Annotated in this window: 10 protein-coding genes; 3 read left to right on the top strand and 7 right to left on the bottom strand. The window is 42.7% G+C overall.

Annotated elements, in window-relative coordinates; genetic code table 11:
* Positions 1 to 13: 13 nt before the first annotated feature.
* Positions 14 to 1117, top strand: coding sequence for a M15 family metallopeptidase (locus G563_RS0127590; RefSeq protein ID WP_028668183.1), 1104 nt, complete (start codon positions 14 to 16; stop codon positions 1115 to 1117).
* A gap of 209 nt (positions 1118 to 1326) precedes the next feature.
* Here G563_RS0127590 and G563_RS0127585 read toward each other — a convergent pair whose 3' ends face one another.
* The 5 genes from G563_RS0127585 to G563_RS0127565 all read right to left on the bottom strand — a co-directional run bounded on the left by G563_RS0127585 (position 1327) and on the right by G563_RS0127565 (position 9053).
* Positions 1327 to 1797 (bottom strand): hypothetical protein, encoded by a 471-nt coding sequence (locus tag G563_RS0127585; RefSeq protein ID WP_028668182.1) that lies wholly within the window; start codon positions 1795 to 1797, stop codon positions 1327 to 1329.
* A gap of 106 nt (positions 1798 to 1903) precedes the next feature.
* Positions 1904 to 2998: an AEC family transporter gene (locus tag G563_RS0127580; protein WP_028668181.1), complete on the bottom strand. Its 1095-nt coding sequence runs from the start codon at positions 2996 to 2998 to the stop codon at positions 1904 to 1906.
* A gap of 96 nt (positions 2999 to 3094) precedes the next feature.
* Positions 3095 to 4276: a pyridoxal phosphate-dependent aminotransferase gene (locus tag G563_RS0127575; RefSeq protein WP_028668180.1), complete on the bottom strand. Its 1182-nt coding sequence runs from the start codon at positions 4274 to 4276 to the stop codon at positions 3095 to 3097.
* A gap of 60 nt (positions 4277 to 4336) precedes the next feature.
* On the bottom strand, positions 4337 to 5797 hold the full coding sequence (locus G563_RS0127570; protein ID WP_028668179.1) for a SusD/RagB family nutrient-binding outer membrane lipoprotein: 1461 nt from the start codon (positions 5795 to 5797) through the stop codon (positions 4337 to 4339).
* 67 nt (positions 5798 to 5864) lie between these two features.
* Entirely contained in the window at positions 5865 to 9053 is a 3189-nt protein-coding gene (locus G563_RS0127565) for a SusC/RagA family TonB-linked outer membrane protein (RefSeq protein WP_037328376.1), read from the bottom strand.
* Positions 9054 to 9788: 735 nt separating this feature from the next.
* On the opposite strand from G563_RS0127565, the gene G563_RS0127555 reads away from it, so the two are divergent.
* Both G563_RS0127555 and G563_RS0127550 read left to right on the top strand, forming a co-directional pair.
* Entirely contained in the window at positions 9789 to 11042 is a 1254-nt protein-coding gene (locus G563_RS0127555; protein ID WP_051211250.1) for a pyridoxal phosphate-dependent aminotransferase, read from the top strand.
* Between the two features lie 12 nt (positions 11043 to 11054).
* Entirely contained in the window at positions 11055 to 11978 is a 924-nt protein-coding gene (locus G563_RS0127550; protein ID WP_028668176.1) for a Hint domain-containing protein, read from the top strand.
* Positions 11979 to 12139: 161 nt separating this feature from the next.
* On the opposite strand, the gene G563_RS0127545 is transcribed toward G563_RS0127550, so the two are convergent.
* Both G563_RS0127545 and G563_RS0127540 read right to left on the bottom strand, forming a co-directional pair.
* On the bottom strand, positions 12140 to 14251 hold the full coding sequence (locus G563_RS0127545) for a peptidylprolyl isomerase (RefSeq protein ID WP_028668175.1): 2112 nt from the start codon (positions 14249 to 14251) through the stop codon (positions 12140 to 12142).
* Between the two features lie 163 nt (positions 14252 to 14414).
* Positions 14415 to 16970 carry a sialate O-acetylesterase gene (locus tag G563_RS0127540; RefSeq protein ID WP_028668174.1) on the bottom strand — a complete coding sequence of 852 codons (2556 nt, stop codon included), beginning with the start codon at positions 16968 to 16970 and terminating at the stop codon, positions 14415 to 14417.
* Between the last annotated feature and the right edge of the window lie 245 nt (positions 16971 to 17215).

Raw genomic sequence — 17215 nt, 5'->3', positions numbered from 1 at the left:
ACCCATAATCAGCATGAGTAAATTCGCTTTATCATTAGGAAGTGTAGTGCTTATGCTGATTTTTATTGCTTGTGGTATCATTGATGGTTTTAATAAGCCTCCAAGTACGTGGGAAAATGAGCGATGCGATACCACCCTCCGCCTAGCGCAATGGGACATCATTGATTTGGTCTCTCCTTTCTCGCAGGCTGATACCCTCAAAGATGCACTCATTCTTCCTCCTCAAGTCTGGTTAGTAATCATAAAAAATGGTAAAATACAGCAATCAAATGCTGTTTTTGCTCCCACTTTTCAAGCTCTTCCCGCTGAACTTATTTCATTGACTGATAGCATCCGATCAGATACGCTTTCGTGGCTCGACCGAGCTTATTTATGGACACTTGCGGATCGTCCTGATTACCCTTATCATCGTTATGAACGGTTGTTGGGGTCAACAAGAAAGAGATTTATCGAAAAGCGGGATTCGATGATGAGTGATTATCTAGGACAATATCCAAAGTATAAACTTCGAATAAACTCTGATTTACGAGGCAATCGCTCCCAAAAACGGCACCTCACAATGGGTAAGAGTGTATCACCCCTTTCGCAGCATCAGTTTGGTTTTGCCTCAGATGTGCCCATTATTTACCGAGGGCGTCAGCTCCAAAACATCCGTTATTATAAAACTTTCATGGACGAAATAGGTGGAAAATACGGCCTTACTTGGGGTGGTACTTTTCGGGGGTTTATTGACCCTAATCATGTCCAGTATTTTAAAAATTCTTCGGAAATGCTCAAGCAATTTCCAGAACTACGATATGAATATGAGGCTTTTGGGAAGTATTTTAAGAATCGGGTCAAAACCATGACCGCAGCCGGAAAAGCCGACAAAATAGAAGACACCCAAGCGCTTTTAGCGACGTTACACGATTTGCACAAGGGTAAAGCTTGCGTATGTGATAGCTTGGCAGAGCGCCCCACTCCTACCAACATCACTAAAATTAGTACGGATTTTTATGCCTCAAAATTACAATCTCAACGAGACATTCTTTTAATAGGAGACCTTGATAGTCAGACTATTACTCTTTTTCATCCTACAGGTATTATCAAAACATTCAGATTGGGGGTGTGGCAATAACAAAAAACACAGCCGAAGCTAATGCCTCGGCTGTGTCAACTCAATCATTGATTATTCAAACCCACCAATATATAATCTAAAATGAGTTCAGCATCACGTTAAGTAAGGATAAAATCGAATCGTTGTTGATGAAAAAACGTCCACAAATCCTGCGACACCAATTACTCAGATTATTCTACTTAAAAAGCACCAAAGTGCTTGTACTCCAATTAATTTGCCTGCAAACGAGCTAGTTTAGCAAACGATTGGCTTTTGTGCGTTCCGGTCAGGGTAAGTGATACTGTAGACCCTGCTTTGGGTGCTGCCACCCCTAAATCCGCCCAAGTTTTGGTAAGCGTAGCTTTCCCACTAGCATCTGTGGTAATATCAGCAATTTTTACGCCGGCACGCGTCGTTACTGAAAGTGCCAAGCCAGATACCGGAATTGAATCAATTCCTTTTTTATAATCTAGGATATTGGTCTTATCCAACTCATAAATCCGTACACTTAAGGTAGCGCTTGCCAAAGTAGCTTTGGAAGTGACAGTAGGCTCGGTCGTAAAACCACCTCCATCTCCAATGGCATTGTCAAATACCAAAAGTACAGGTGCTACTACCCGATCTACAAAAGGGTCATCTACTTTACAAGAAGCCACCGCAAAAGCAGCCACAACGAAAAGGAATATTTTTGCAGTCTTCATAGTTCTCATCGGTTTTTTAAAGTTTGTTGAATAAGTGGTCAATGCGACAACAAGTGTAAATGACTTCAAGAATAAAAAAACAAAGGCTCTTTATTGTCGAAGAATATTAAGCTTTAGAAAACTTTACAGATGCTTTACCGATTAAGTTTGGGATGATGCCAATACCGATAAAAATCAAACCTGTAATAATTAAAGTGGGCAAGTGAGCAAAGAAAGTACCCGCCGACAAAATCCCAAGAATCAATAAGGTGGAGAAGGGCAACGAAAAGGCCAATACCAACACCGCAAGTTCGGCATCGAAGGTGCGACGTTCTTTGGGTAGTCCACTGTTTTCTTCTCGCAAGTTGAAAGCCGAAATATGCGCAAAAGGCCAAAAACTAGCCGAACTAAGCGGAATAGCTACTGCCAAGAGCACCATAGTGGGGTCGTGGATACCTAATACCGAAATCACAGCCGCGCTAAAAAGCATGGTTACGCCAGCTCTAAATATCAACAAAGAGCTGATAAGGCGTTTCTTACGCTGCTTTAGTTGAACCGCTAAACCAATGAAAATCAACACCAAAGGGGTCATCATGGCACTAGTTTTATCAAACATATCGGCAATGATAGCGGGTAACGATTTGAAACTTACGCCCAAACTCAACAAAATAAGGGCAGATGCAATGATGATGTTTATAGGTTCTTTGACAAGGTTCAAAAGCAAACTTTTGATTTTGGTACTGAGATTTGCTTCTTCGCTTTTAGCATTTTTAAGAAACATATTCAAAGCCACTATGTACAAAAATATCAAGACAAAAAACTTGTTTCCGACATCACCCATTGCAGCCATTGCGACGCTTTCTTGTCCCAAAAACTCTGCGATAAAAGGAAAACAAGAAAGACCCGGTGCTAATGAAGGCAACAGCATCACCAAGGTACGGCCCGTGGGGCTGTCTTTTTCGACGCCAAAAAAAGATAAGGCAAGCGGCGTGATAAAGTACATAAAGAAATTAAATACCAGCGTCAAAGCAGGGACTATAATCAGCTTTGAATCGACTGTTACTTTCATCAAAGCAATAAAAATAGTAGAAGGTAGTGCTACTGAAAGCACCATTTCTTTAATCCCGTCGGTTTGTTGTTTGTTCTTGAATTTGGAACGTAATACTAAGCCCAATACAATCAATAACAATAAGGTAAATGCTTTTTGTAGAGCGTCACTCATAACTTTAATGGATAGTGGTTAAAATAGCAATGAACTTTCAGGTAAGTATTGGGAGAGAAATTGTCGCTCCCAATACTGCTTACTCATTGCCAAAAATTAACTTATTGATTCTAGGGCGCTTACAAATTGCTTTATTTCGTCCATAGTCCCCATACTTACACGACACCAAGGCTTACCCTGAATTTCATACCCTCTTACCATGATTCCTTTTGCCATCATTTTTTGGAGCATTTCTTTACCAGGCATATTGATTGGGAAAATCACGAAATTGGTATATGAGGTTACGTATTTATAACCTAAGCGATCTAAGTTTTTGCAGAGATACGTTTTTACTTCATGATTGAGTTTACGAGTCATATCCTGAAACTCGTTGTCGTCCATACTTGCTACTGCCGCTGCGATAGAAGTTTGGGTGATACCCATACCACCACGTGTGATTTTCTGGATGCTATCGAGAGTTGCAGGCAAAGCAGCAATGTATCCAACGCGCAACCCTGCCATTCCCATGATTTTAGAGAAAGTACGAGCAATGATGACGTTTTTCTTTTGGGTCAACAGCGACACCATACTTTGCGTATCAGCTCCTACCGCTAATTCAAGATAAGCTTCATCTACGAAAATGGGCACTTTTTCGGATACACGCGAGCAGAAATCCAACAATTCCTTCCCAGAAGTAATACTTCCCATGGGGTTGTTGGGGTTACAGATATAGACAAGCTTGGTATCTTTGTCAATAGCCGCTTCCATAGCTTTCAAATCATGCGACCAATCCCCTTTGCATGGTACGGCTTTCCACGTAGCGCCAGTAGCTTCTGCTACTTTCACAAGCGACATATAGGTAGGGTCAGCCGATACTACATTTCCACCTTTTTGGAACAATACGATCGCTACTTTTTCCAACAAATCCGAAGAACCTGGCCCCATCATGATATGGTCAGGAGTCACGCCTTCTTTTTTGGCAATTTTCCCAACCAAGTTTTCCAACTCTTTCCATGAGTAGCGGCTTCCCGTAGCTACCGATTCGGCTACTGCCTTACGAGCAGTCATAGGAGGGCCGTATGGGTTTTCGTTGGCATTGATACGCACCATGGTAGGGGGAGTCTTGGGAGGGTTTTCCAAGAAAGTCTCACGAAGAAGAGGACTGTGAAAAATATTGCCGTTGGCATCAACACGTGAGGGTACGTTGGCGAAGGCACCTACAGCAGGCATAGCTGCCATGCCTCCTAGGGTCATCAATCCTGATTTTAATAGACTGCGGCGGTCAATTTTCTGGATCATTGGTATAAGTGTTTTTTTTAATGGAAAATGGAAAATGATATATAATGTACAATTTAAGACTTATTTTTCGGCCCACCAAAGCTTTGTTTTCATATTGTCGGCGCCGCCATTGAGGGCAATACCTTTATCCAAATTAGCCTTGTTGAGTGAGTATTCACTTCCTGGATAAGGCAGGCGAGTTGGGAGCACTCCGTCGTTTTCAAATACTGCTCTTGGGTCTTTGGCAGGCATTTCGGGCAAGCCAGTGCGACGGTATTCGGTCCATGCTTCAATACCCACTCCATAAAGAGCCAGCCATTTTTGTTCAAGGACTTTGGCACGAGTCACTGCACCTACTGTGGCAAAATACGTAGCGGGTACAGTAAGGCCATATTGTTCGAAAGAAGCAGTAATACCTGCCTCAAAATAACCTTTAGCAGTACCCACAGTAATGTCACCGTCGAGGGCGGCTTCTGCCAAAATGAGATTTACTTCCGAAGCCGTCATCAACACACTAGGAGCATCAATTCTGGTGAATGCACTTCCTACAGTGGAGCTAGTCGCCAAATAAGTAGTAGCAATGGCATCGGGAAGTCCGTTGGCATGACCTACATATTTACCCGCTACAGGGTTGGCGTAAACTGTAATGCGAGTATCTCCCAAAGCGTTCATTTTATCAGCCAATGTACTGCTGATGTTCCAGTCAGTACGGCTCTCTTGGATAAGTACTTGGTGCCACTCATTGTTGCTTGGCAATACCGAAGTACTTCTCAAAACGGCATTGTCGGCGTTGGAAGTAATAATAGGATACTTAGTAGGATCGCTCAAGATTTCATTCATGATAGCCCGCGACTCATTCGGCTTTTTGGCAGCCTGACGATTGGCCAAACGCAATCTTAAGGAGTTAGCAAATCTTTTCCAGCGCAAGATATTACCATTATGCACAATATCTCCAGAAATGGCTGGACCTGACACGCTTAGCTTCTCATTGGCGATTTTAAGGTCATTCAGCAAAGCTTCGTATATTTTTTCTTGCGAATCATAGGTTGGCGTATAAATAGCCTCACCTGCGGTACCTTTAAGGGCATCGTTGTAAGGAATAGCCCCCCAAAGATCAGTTATCACTGAAAACATCCACGAGCGCATTACCAAAGCTACTCCTTCGTAGTTGGTATTAGGTGCTGTACCTTCTGGCGCACTTTCAGTAATAATCCGTTGGAAATTTACTAAGCCATCGTTGAAGAAAGCTTGCCAGTTGTTGTTTTGCATCGCTGGCGAAATCCCGTAATTATCGCCCTCGTTGGAATAAATATTGCGAGAAAGATATTGCATCCATAGCATAGCTCCGTCGAGGTTGAGACGCTCAAAACGGGTTCTCCCTCCCCAATAGCGATCAATCGAGCGCTCCAGTGCATAAGGCAGCAGATACTGAGCACTGATTTTGGTAGGGTTGTTGGGGTCTACGTTCATTTCGTCAAACTTCTCAGTACAAGACGTAGCCGTAAGAATCAAAGCCAAAGAAAGTAATATGTATTTTTTCATAATGTAAGTCTGTTTAATAAAACTTCGATGGACTTCTTGATAGGGGCAGCCCCTATCAAGAGATCATTTAGAATCCGAAAGTCAAGTTAAATCCTAAGCTTCTTGAATTAGGCAACTCGCCATATGCAAATCCTTGACGGTTTCCGCCGAAACGGTCGACCTCTGGATCGATATGGGTGGTGTTGCTAAACAAAATAGCAAGGTTACGACCCACTACTGAGAACTTCACCGAACGAATCATATAACGCTTAAGCAATGCCTCAGGAACACTATAACCAAGGGTCATCTCGCGTAATTTTACATAGCTACCGTCATAGATTACTGCTTCATGATAACGACGGGGGTTGTTGTAGCCATAAAGCTGATTGGCAGCTACAATGATATCGTTGGGAGCATATACTGCCGAACCGTCGGCATTAGTACTTACTACTTTCACGCCTTTACCGATGATACCCTCTTCACGACCTACGGCAGTTTCTTCATATTGACCTGTCCAACGGGCTGTTCCGGTACCTTCATCAAAGAAATCACCTCCCATACGTACATCAATCAAAGCTGAAAGAGAAAGTCCTTTGTAAGTAAATGTATTGCTGAGACCTCCCGTCCAGTCGGGCTGAATATTTCCTAAAATCCGAGGAGTCGTAGATACGACAGGTAGCCCGTTGCTATAGATAATCTGCCCGTCGGGACTACGTTCAAACCCAATTCCATACAAGGCTCCATAAGCTTCTCCTACGCGAGCTTCGGAGTTAAGGCCACGTTGCTGATGCAAAATCAAAGTGGTCAGCCCTTCGGCAAGTGCAATTACTTTGTTGCGGTTACGAGCAAAGTTGGCCGTAACATCCCACGTAAACCCTTGAGGAGATTTGAATGGTGTACCACTCAATACAACCTCTAGCCCTTTGTTCTGGATTTCACCCGCATTGAGGATACGGTTGTTGTACCCACTTGCTTTTGAGATTTCTACGCCTAATATCTGATTGCGTGATGTTTGGTTGTAGTAAGTTACATCTAAACCTACTTTGCCGCGCAAGAAACGCAAGTCTAAACCAAATTCAAGCCCTGTGGTGATTTCAGGTTTCAAGCCTGAGTTAGGAATCGTGGTGTTTTCATAATATTGTGGAATAGAACCATTCCATGCACCTCCCGAACGATACACTTGGTTTAATTGATACGGACGGGCGTCGTTTCCTACTTGTGCCCAGCTAGCCCGAACTTTACCAAAACTCAAAACTGAACTTTGAACATTAAACAAGTCGGTCAATACCGCACTTACCGAAGCCGAAGGATAGAAATAAGAACGAGCATCGGCAGGCAGGGTACTCGACCAGTCGTTGCGACCTGTAAGGTCTAAAAACAAAGCATTGCGCCAGCCTAATTGGAAAGTTCCAAAGAGCGATTGCATTTCGGTTTGTTCGATACGGCTTTCTACCGTATTGAGGCTAGGAACTGAGTTTGAGAGGTTATAAACGCCATCTACTACCAATTCCCCAACTCTTGTAAAGTTACGTTTGTAGTAATTTTGGCGCAAAATCCCTCCTCCTTGAGCAGCGATTGAAAAATCGCTCGTAAGAGATTTGTTAAAACTTAAGATAACATCCGAGTTAGTTTCTTGAGCGCGCAATACCTCTTCAGAATACTGTCCTGGGGTACGGTTTCCGTTGCGAACGCGTTCAAAATTGATAACATTGATACGAGTATCCGACCAAAAATCAGTACCCGAACGTGCCAATAAACTTAAATAAGGGGTAATTTTATAATTAAGTGCGATATTGCCCACAAGGCGATCTTTGACGTTGCTTAGCGGCAATTTATCATTGATAAAGAATGGGTTTGTGAAGAAAGTGTGCTGCCAGTTTGGCGGATCGCTATCAGGCAAACGCCCGGCAAGTGCCCGTTGAATGTGCGTACTTGTATAATCCTCATAGCTTTTGTGTTGCTCCCATGAGATATGGCGGTGCGCCCAGATAAATTGCTGCCCTTCTTGATAGCCACGGTTTTTGGAACCTGATTTAATATATTCAGACGATAGCGTTACGCTCAATTTGGGAGTAAAGTTATATCCAGTATTGAGTTTAAAGTTGTTACGATAAAAATCATTGCTGCGCATGATACCATCTTGTCCCATACGGCCAATCGAAAGGCGGAAATTCCCTTTTTCATTAGCTCCTGATATGGCGATGTTGTTGGTACGAGTTTGACCAGTTTCCCAATATTGCTCCCAGTTGTTTGGATTAGGTGTAAGAGGCGCGACCTCTGTACCCGACCACCAGTGACGAATCAGACGCCCGTCCATAGGTGCACCCCAGCTTTCGTCAGTACCTTCAGTCCCAAAAAGAGGAGCAGTAGGACCATAAGCCGCACGGTACTGCGCAATGGCATCGCCTGTAATTGCCCCTGACCATCCGTCAGCATACCAAGTACGGTATCCATTACCACCACCATAAATATCTTGGAAATCAGGCTTTACAAGTGGTCTTTCAAAAGTTATGTTTGAATTTACTTCTACGCCAATACCTTTAGTACCTGCCCCATTTTTGGTAGTAATCAAGATTACCCCGTTTGCAGCACGCGAACCATACAAGGCAGCGGCGTTGGGTCCTTTTAAGACACTAATGTCTTTGATATTGTCAGGGCTTACTTCCGAAAGCCCGCCTCCAAATTGTTTCTCTCCACTAGTCATGGAGTTAGAAGTACTTTGGTCGATAGGCACCCCGTCAATTACCACCAGTGGCTGGTTGTTGCCTGATACTGAGGAGGCACCCCTAATCTGCACCGTAGAACCACTACCGGGACCACCATTGCTTTGGATTCTTACCCCAGCGACCCGTCCTGCGAGGTTATTGACGACGTTGTTGGAGCGAGCTTCCACTATTTGTGAACCTTTTACTTCTTGAACTGTATATCCCAGTGCTTTTTTCTCTTTTTCAATACCAAAAGCGGTTACAACTACTTCTTGGAGTGCTTTGACATCCGGCAAAAGCTCAATGTTTATTGTTGAGCGAGAGCCCACAGTGATTTCTTGGGTGCCATATCCAATAAAACTAAAAACCAAAACAGCATTATCGTCAGGAATCGAAACTTTATACCCCCCGGTGCCGTCAGTGGCTACCCCAGTTCTCGAACCTTTAAGTAGTACGTTTACACCTGGAAGCGCTCCCTCATCTTTGGAAGTAACCGTCCCAGTGACTATCCGCTGGGCGTATCCTGCCCAGCTTATCGCACACAAAGCAGAAAATAGTAGAAGTCTTTTCATCTGGTAATAGTTTGGTTGTTTGTTTAAGTTAAGTGTAATTCACGCTATGCACCGACCGCTCCGAAACTGCTAATACAGGCCGCATAAGTATCAGCAACCGTTACGGCCGGGCAAGCGTGGCCAAGCAAGAGGACTTTTCCTCCTTTATCGTTTAGAAAATCAATTACTGAGCTTTGAGCAATTGTCTTTTCTATCCAAATTTTTTACCCTGATTTTGGCAGATTTAGTTTAGGTTAAGCTACATCATCCATCTTCTCGAAAGATGGCATTCCTAAAATGAGAAAAGTCTTGTTACTCCTCCTTTATGTCTTTTCTCAAGTTGATAAGCCTCTACAAGTGCGGCTAAAGAAGTTTACCAACGTGAAGCAAATTGTACTTTTTTTGTAAATACCGCTCGAAAGTATGTCGTTAAAAACAAATAATCAAGTTTATTCGATAGTTTTTTTTAAAATATTCAAAAATTATACAAAATATACAATTTTTTCCAATTTAAAGCAAAATTATATTCTATTTTATGGTGTTTATACCAAATTTTAAAACATGAGTTCACAAATAGCTTTAGTTACCATAAACGTTATAAAATCTATTTTTTTTGAAAAAAATTAGATTTTTAGTTTTAAAATCACCACAAAATAGCCATTAGTTTGACTTTTTTTATTTTTTTAATATATTTATATAGACAAAATATTGCATAAAAAATTATCTTTTTCTAATTTTGTTAAATGTAAATGAGTAATGAGTCGTTGCCAAGCGAGTATCCTTTTTCCTTCCCGAAAAGAAATCATTCACCCTTTACATCTTCGCCTAATGTCATCTATCATCAACCGCCGTGATTGGCTCAAATCTGGCCTACTAGCATCCGCAGGTCTTACTTTTGGTCAATCAGCCCCCTCCTATGCTAGCCAAACTTCTCAGCTGGGCATTATTAATGTATATGCCGAACGAGAAATGGAGCTCGCCAAAGAAGCTATGCTAGCAGCAGCACCTCAAATCAAGGCTAGGTTGTCGTCCAACGAAAACCCTTGGGGGCCTTCTGCTTCTGCTATCAAAGCAATCACCGAAACTGCCCCTAAAGCATTTTTGTACGCTGGTGCTATTACAATGGAACTCCGCAAAACCATTGCAGATATGCACGGAGTAGCTCCCGACCAAGTCCTGCTAGGGGCAGGGTCTTCAGAACTACTCATGGCTAGCTTAATGATGGCTGCTACCAAAGGAAAAGTCATGATGGCGGAGACTTGCTATATTTCGGGAAGAGATGCCCGCGACGAAAGCGCCAAAATGCCCACTGAAAAAGTAGCCCTTACTAAAGATTATCAGTACGACTTAGATGCAATGGCTACGCGTGTGGGTTCAGATACTGCCATGATTTATGTTTGTAATCCAAACAACCCGACCGGTGTCATGCTTCCTTCTGCAAAACTTAAGTCATTTTGTGATGCCGTATCTCCCAAATCAACCGTTTTGGTAGATGAAGCATACATCGATTATGCACCAAACCCTGCTACCGACAGCATGGTAGATTGTATCAAAAAAGGGCAAAATGTCTTAATCCTACGAACATTATCCAAGCTACACGGCTTTGCAGGGCTTAGAATCGGATATGCCCTAGGTCAACCTGAGATTTTGAAAGAACTCAGAAAATATTGTTCTGGAGGTTTTACGGTATCCGCTACTTCGGCGGCGGCGGCGGTGGCAAGTTTCAAAGACAAAGCCTTCCAAGAGATGGTGATCAAGAATACCGCAGAGTCTAAAAAGTTCCTTTATGAGACCCTGAAGTCAATGGACTACACTTATTTGCCTTCCGACGCCAATTTTGTATTGTTTCCTATTAAAATAAAAGGGCAAATGCTCGTTCAAAAAATGATGGCCGAAGGGGTTAGTGTAAGAAGTTGGGCTTTTGACCAGCAGAATTGGTGCCGCGTAAGTATTGGTACGATGGACGAAATGAAAGCATTCAAAGAAGCCTTTACCAAATCTGTTAGTTAAGCCCCTTTAAAGATGAAGTTTATTTTTATCCTTTGCTGTGCCCTATGCCTGAGTGCATATGGGCAAGAATCAAAACGTGCGCTCACTCTTTCAGAGTATGACCTCATCAAAGGCATTTCGTTTAAAAACATTGATAAAAAAACATCCATCAGGGAAAAAGGATTCTTATTTTCACGGCCTTCTACCAACGGCGTATTTTCAGTAGCTCTCAATGACGGTAGCGAACGAAAAATCTTTTTGTACAAAATCTCTGAAGGCACTACTCCCAAAGGCCTTGGATTATTGGCGGTTTTTAGTACTCCTACTAAGCAGATTCAGCAGTGTATCCCCAATACCCTCGCTCCCAAAGAGGTATGGGCTAAGTACGTAGAAGACCTCAAAAACAACAACAAAACGACCGACGGCTTTGCGGTTTGTATGGCCTATGTTTTGAGTCAACTAGGTCCCGATTTGGCTACTGAGAGTATAAAAGAAGAAGAGGATTCAAACGATTTTTGCTTTCCTGCCGAATTATTCGTCAATCTCGCCGATGGAACCGAAAAATCGATTGCAAGTATCCAAGTAGGAGATATAGTTTCGGGAATTAAGGAAGGTAAAGTAACTCAGGTAAAAAAGCACCAAGGTACATTCTCACTGACTCGCTTGCTCATCAAACCCAACAGCCAAGCATGGGTGAGTCGTAAGGTACAAAATGGGTTGATTGCCCTTGAAGTTACTCCTAATCATCCCATTCTGACCCTTCTGGGAAAAACTTCCGTAAATCGGTTAAAACAGAAAGATTGGGTGTTTGTGCATGATGTAGTCTCTGAAAGGTACGTGACTGCCGAAATTGTGGATATCCAACAAAATGCTAGAACGGTGCCTGAAGTCTATAGCCTCAGTACCGAACACGGTATTTATGACGTAGAAGGTATTGTGGTTTTGGATAAACACTAAACTACAAACTACACTTAATATTTACATTCACTTAACCACGCAGATAGCAAAATAGTGCGAATCACTTTTTCTTGATAACTAATAGTTACAACCTCTAGAAATGGAAAAGCCCTGATTTTCATCAGGGCTTTTATAATGGAAACCTAAATCTAATTGATTGATTAGAAGAATTTAGCACGATTGTCAACTATCTTGGCGCTTTCGCGGATAGCTTCATTGAGTAGGAAACTAGCCTGAAAGCTTTTCGATTGTAAGTTAGCCTTATACATCGAATAATCCCCAATCGGCGGCGCAGGAGTACTGCTAATTTGCTCCATGATAAACACGCCATTCTCACCGGTAAATACTTTTGATTTTTTACCTGGTTTCAAGCCAAAACCCCTACCCAACGCAATCGGGTCAAGTCCCGCACTTGTGAGGAAGCCTGTCGCCAATGAAATATCGTTGGCTGTTTCGACCAAAGCACCTGCGCCATATTTTTGGGCAATACCTTCTAAAGTAGGTGCTTGAATAGACGACAACTTTTTAGCGATTTGCTCAGCCTTCAACTCATTACGAACCTTCAACGTCAATTCTTCACGGAAATCGTCAACCTTAGGGGTATTTTTATCTGACTTACCAGTCAAAATCGCTACTACATACTGTTCGTCGGTCTCAAAAACAGGAGATACTTGATCTATTTTAGTATCATCATTGAAAGCCCACCGAACGATTTCTCTAGCATTTTGCATTGTATTGATGTTGGAAGCACCTTCTGGAATCCGATTTGCGGTTTGTACAAGCAAAGACTTGTCTTTCTTTGAGGCTTCATCAAAATCTGCTTTTGACTTTGAATCTAGTGCAAATTGATCAGCTTTCGCATAAATCGCATCGCGAGTGGCTTGGCTTGGGGTCATCGTTTTGCCAATTGCTGCGATTTTATACAACACATTGGTTTTGGCCTCGGTTACTTTGATGATATGGAATCCAAAGTCAGATTCAATCAAACGACCAATCAATCCCGTGCCACTCATTCCAAAAACGGCATCATTGAAAGGTTTCACCATTGCACCTTGACGGAAATACCCTAAATCACCACCACGCTGGGCCGAAGCTTGGTCTTGGCTATTGGTAGCGGCTAGTTGTTCAAAGCTAGCACCACCTTGTAGTTGTTTCAACAAATCTTGCGCTTTGGCACGAGCCACGGCTTTGGCCGAATCTCCCGTACCCACAGGACGAATCAAGATATGACTTGCTTTGGCAGTGTAGGCAGTATCTAATTTTGTACCATCATATTTATAAATAAAGTACGTATTTCCTTCACGATAAGGTCCATTGACACTACCTGGAATAAACCCTTTCACCGCAGCTTTCAATTGGTCTGGCATTTCGGAAAGCGACCAGTAAAGTTTTGTAGGTACATCAGAGTTGATTCTGGCGTAAGTCGAATCATTGGGAGCAGTAGCCAAGCCACGTGCCAATTCTTTAATTCTGTTGTATAAGTCTACGCTATCTTCTTTGGTAGGTACCACAGGAAACGAAATATACTGAATAGTGCGCGAGTTAAAGCCTTTGTATTCGTCTTTATGCTTGGCCAAATAATCCTCTAATTGAGAATCTGTCACTTTGATAGTGGTATCAAGTACAGAATAAAAAGGCACAAACAAATAGCGCAATGAAGCTTTAGTAGCTTGGGCTTGGTATTCTTTCTCCGCTTCGGCACGCGTTACATAAGTACCCAAACGTACTAGGTTTTCATATTTTTGGCGAAGACGGTCTTCTGCTAAACTCTTTTCAAAGTTTGCCCAAGCTTGCTGTTGTTCAGGTGGCAAATTTTTGAGGTTTTTGAGATAGCTAATGACCGAAGTTTTGTCAAAAACGCCCGTTTGAGGATTAGTGAATGATTGCTGAACCGCAGGGCTTACGTTGTTACCCTGCACCATGTCAATCAGCTCTTCGTTGCTCACTTTCAAACCTAGCGCTTCGTATTCTTTTTTGTAGGCATAATCTACAATGTACTGATTCCAGACTTGCTCACGCAGCGACTGCTGTTCGGCTTCAGAAGCAGCACGACCAGTTTGGGCCTCAAAAGCCTGACGTGCTTGGTCAAGTTTTTGTTGGAAATCTTTGTAGTCAATGTTTTCGCCGGCTATTTCACCTACTTTTTGGCTATTTCCACCTAGCAATGAATTGGGCCCTATAATATCTCCCCCTACGATAAAGAGAATTAAACTGACAGCAATGATGAGAACTGCAATACCTGACCGCTCCCTAATTTTGTTGATTAACGCCATAGTTGCTTGCGCGTTATTTAGTTAAAGTTAATTGTTTATTAGTTGATTAAAATAAGTAATCCTGTGGATTCCAGAAATTGACCCGCAAAATAACATCTTTTACGTCTACAATCCAACACTGATTGATTCTTTGTCAATTTTCATGCCAACGATTTATTGATTTTTAACGTATCACCCACAATTTTTGGGTTACAGCCGGAAAACGGCTACCATTGATTCTCAACATATAGAAACCTGAAGGCAAGTCTGTTACTTTGATGGGTTGAGATTTGGTGAAAGAAGGTAAATACTGGTAAAAAATAACTTTGCCTGTAGCATCAACTACGTAGATATTAGCATTTTCGATATTATTGAGGCTTTCTACCGAAAAAGCCCCATCCGTACTTGGGTTGGGATAAACAGCGATTTGGCTAACCGAGGATTCTAAAATATATTGATAATCGTCGGAAGCAGGAGAAGCACACATATGTGCATCATCAATATAATAAAAAGCCGTTACGGAATATTTGCCCGCATCAACGGCCTTTAATAAATTGTCGGTAGTAATGGTATTCTTATCTCCATAAGTCCACTTAAACTGAATATTGGGGAGGTATTCGCCAGTTGCCTCAAGCGTAAAAGGGCTATACTTTGTAATTTTAGGGGGAGCAGGAATAGGATTTACCTCTACCTTTACTTCGGGCGATGGCAAAGAGGTGCATCCCAAAGCATCTCTGGTACGGGCTTGATAGCTCCCCGAAGCAGCAACTTTTAATTGCTGACTGCTGACTTTGTCATTCCAGATGGTGGTAAGAGGAGTGTTGGCCGATAAAGTTACGGTTTCACCTTCGCAAAAGCGCAACGGGCCACTCGCTACAATAGAAGGCGTAGCAGGCAGTGGATGCACCGTAACACGGAGAGGTGTAGAATAGGACGAATAACAATTGTACTGGTTCATCGCTCTCACTGCATATTGTCCAGAGGTATTGACGGTAATAGTACCTGTTTTTTGACCACTACTCCACTCTATACTTCGGTTAGTGGCCTGGCTAGTGGCTCCTTGGACTTCCAACTCTACGCTTGCGTCAGCACAAAAATCAAGAGGGCCTTTGGCTACGACCGTGGGAACCTCCGGTACTGGATTCACTACCGCCGAAACCCCCGCTGAAAAATCAGACCAACAACCGTTTTGGTCTTTGATTTGAACCCGGTAGGCTTGATTGTCGCCAATAAATATATTTTGTGAAGTAGCTCCATTGCTCCACCGAAAACCTGAAGCATCCTGAACCGTCAATTCGGCTTTGTCTCCGGCACAAATCACCAAATTGCTCTTCGCAATGATAGTTGGCTGATTGGGTTTTGGTAAAGCTTCAAAGGTTTTGTTGGAAATATTGATGGTAGGAGAAAACAAAAAATTTCCAGCGGCATCACGCGCCTTCAATCGATAAGAACCAGGGCCAGTGTTAAAGATGTGCTCGTTCCAACCCGTGTTCCAACTGTAGGAAGAAAAATTTCCTTGCACCGTCAGTTTTACCTGACCATTGTCAGCGCATCCAATTTTGACTATAGGAATAGGTACAGGGGCTTGGGGCTGCGAACGGTTAAAAAAGTCTTGCGTCAGGCTAGCGTTCCACAACTCAGCCAAGGTTGACAAAGCTTGCCCTTGGATATGCACCCCATCAGGGCGAGGTACTTGCAGGTTGTCGGTGGCAGGCCCTTCAAAAACATTGTGGGTGGTCTGAATGACTCTATTTTGGGCATTAATCACTGCCGATTCAGTACGTGCATTATACGAAACTTTGGCAATCATCCAACTTATATCGTGTCCCGAATCGTTGCGACTTTGACTCACCACTTGCTGTAGATTAGAGACGATTTCTCCTTCTGACAAAAAAAACTGCGTATCAGCTTCGCCCTGATGCCAAAGCACAGCCCTAATCCCTGTCAAAGAAGCGTATTGCTTAATCGTAACCCTGAGTTGCGAATAGGGAAGCTGATTGGTATAAGTACCTCCAATGTAGGGGTTAGTAGCCCAGCCTGTGGTACTTTCGCGCCATGCACGACTAGTGGTACCTTCCAAAGCCGCATTGAAAAATAAAACCGGTACATTGAGCCGATTGGTGAGCATGTCTCCTAATTTACCCCAAGACCAAGCCGAATACCCATAAGGAGCGATGTAGCTATCAGAATTGAGATGCGCAAAATTTGGCTCTGGTAATTCATTTGTTTCAAAAGAAGCATTCAAAAAATTGAAGCAATTGACGCGGTCGTCGTTGGCACTAGGAGCACCGTAATTTTGTAATCCACGTGCATTGGACTGTCCTGCCACCACAAATACCTCCCCTATTCCAATTCTCTCTGTTTCGGTTTGTTCAGCAACTTGACCATTTCTGATTACCCTCACCTTCAACTTATACCACCCTCCTTGACCAGTGATTGTTCCCGAAAATATACCTCCAATGGGATTTGCCTCTAAAAGCTGCCAGCTTGTTTCGGTACCTTGCCCAGCTGCCATCGGTACCAAAGACGCCTCTACCCTTTCGGGGATTCCTTGCTGATAGGTACCAGAAACGACGAAGGTAGCAGTGTTGGCATTAGACCTTTGAAAAACGATACGCGATAATGGAAAAGTAATATTGACTTGGGCAAATGAAGTAGCTTGTGCAAACAATAACGCAGCAAATAGGAAGAAAGTAACAAATAACCGCTTATTTTTCAGGGGTTTTTGGAAATTAATCATTAAAATTTTCTAATTCTCAATGAGGTAAAAGCTTCAAAATTACTCAATTAAATCCTATTGATAAGGATAAAATGCAAAAATTATCTTTATCCACCTTTATTACGCCCTCCTAACGCCTATCGTTGCAATGAACAAGCAGGTGCTAAAGAAAATGAAAAAACGTTGGTGAAATTAAGTCAAGCACAAAATTACGAGTGCTTCCTTAGTCACCAACGTTCGACTTATTTAACGGGCCAAATCGCCCT

Origin of the sequence: Runella zeae DSM 19591 (genome assembly GCF_000423565.1) — a bacterium.
Taxonomy (GTDB): Bacteria; Bacteroidota; Bacteroidia; order Cytophagales; family Spirosomataceae; genus Runella; species Runella zeae.
The sequence above is the reverse complement of the archived record's forward strand: the minus strand, read 5'-3'. Positions and strand labels throughout refer to the sequence as shown.

Excerpts from the sequence above, each read along its gene's own strand:
- G563_RS0127590 (WP_028668183.1), top strand. The coding sequence starts at position 14 with ATGAGTAAATTCGCTTTATCATTAGGAAGTGTAGTGCTTATGCTGATT.
- G563_RS0127585 (WP_028668182.1), bottom strand. The coding sequence starts at position 1,797 with ATGAAGACTGCAAAAATATTCCTTTTCGTTGTGGCTGCTTTTGCGGTG.
- G563_RS0127580 (WP_028668181.1), bottom strand. The coding sequence starts at position 2,998 with ATGAGTGACGCTCTACAAAAAGCATTTACCTTATTGTTATTGATTGTA.
- G563_RS0127575 (WP_028668180.1), bottom strand. The coding sequence starts at position 4,276 with ATGATCCAGAAAATTGACCGCCGCAGTCTATTAAAATCAGGATTGATG.
- G563_RS0127570 (WP_028668179.1), bottom strand. The coding sequence starts at position 5,797 with ATGAAAAAATACATATTACTTTCTTTGGCTTTGATTCTTACGGCTACG.
- G563_RS0127565 (WP_037328376.1), bottom strand. The coding sequence starts at position 9,053 with ATGAAAAGACTTCTACTATTTTCTGCTTTGTGTGCGATAAGCTGGGCA.
- G563_RS0127555 (WP_051211250.1), top strand. The coding sequence starts at position 9,789 with ATGAGTCGTTGCCAAGCGAGTATCCTTTTTCCTTCCCGAAAAGAAATC.
- G563_RS0127550 (WP_028668176.1), top strand. The coding sequence starts at position 11,055 with ATGAAGTTTATTTTTATCCTTTGCTGTGCCCTATGCCTGAGTGCATAT.
- G563_RS0127545 (WP_028668175.1), bottom strand. The coding sequence starts at position 14,251 with ATGGCGTTAATCAACAAAATTAGGGAGCGGTCAGGTATTGCAGTTCTC.
- G563_RS0127540 (WP_028668174.1), bottom strand. The coding sequence starts at position 16,970 with ATGATTAATTTCCAAAAACCCCTGAAAAATAAGCGGTTATTTGTTACT.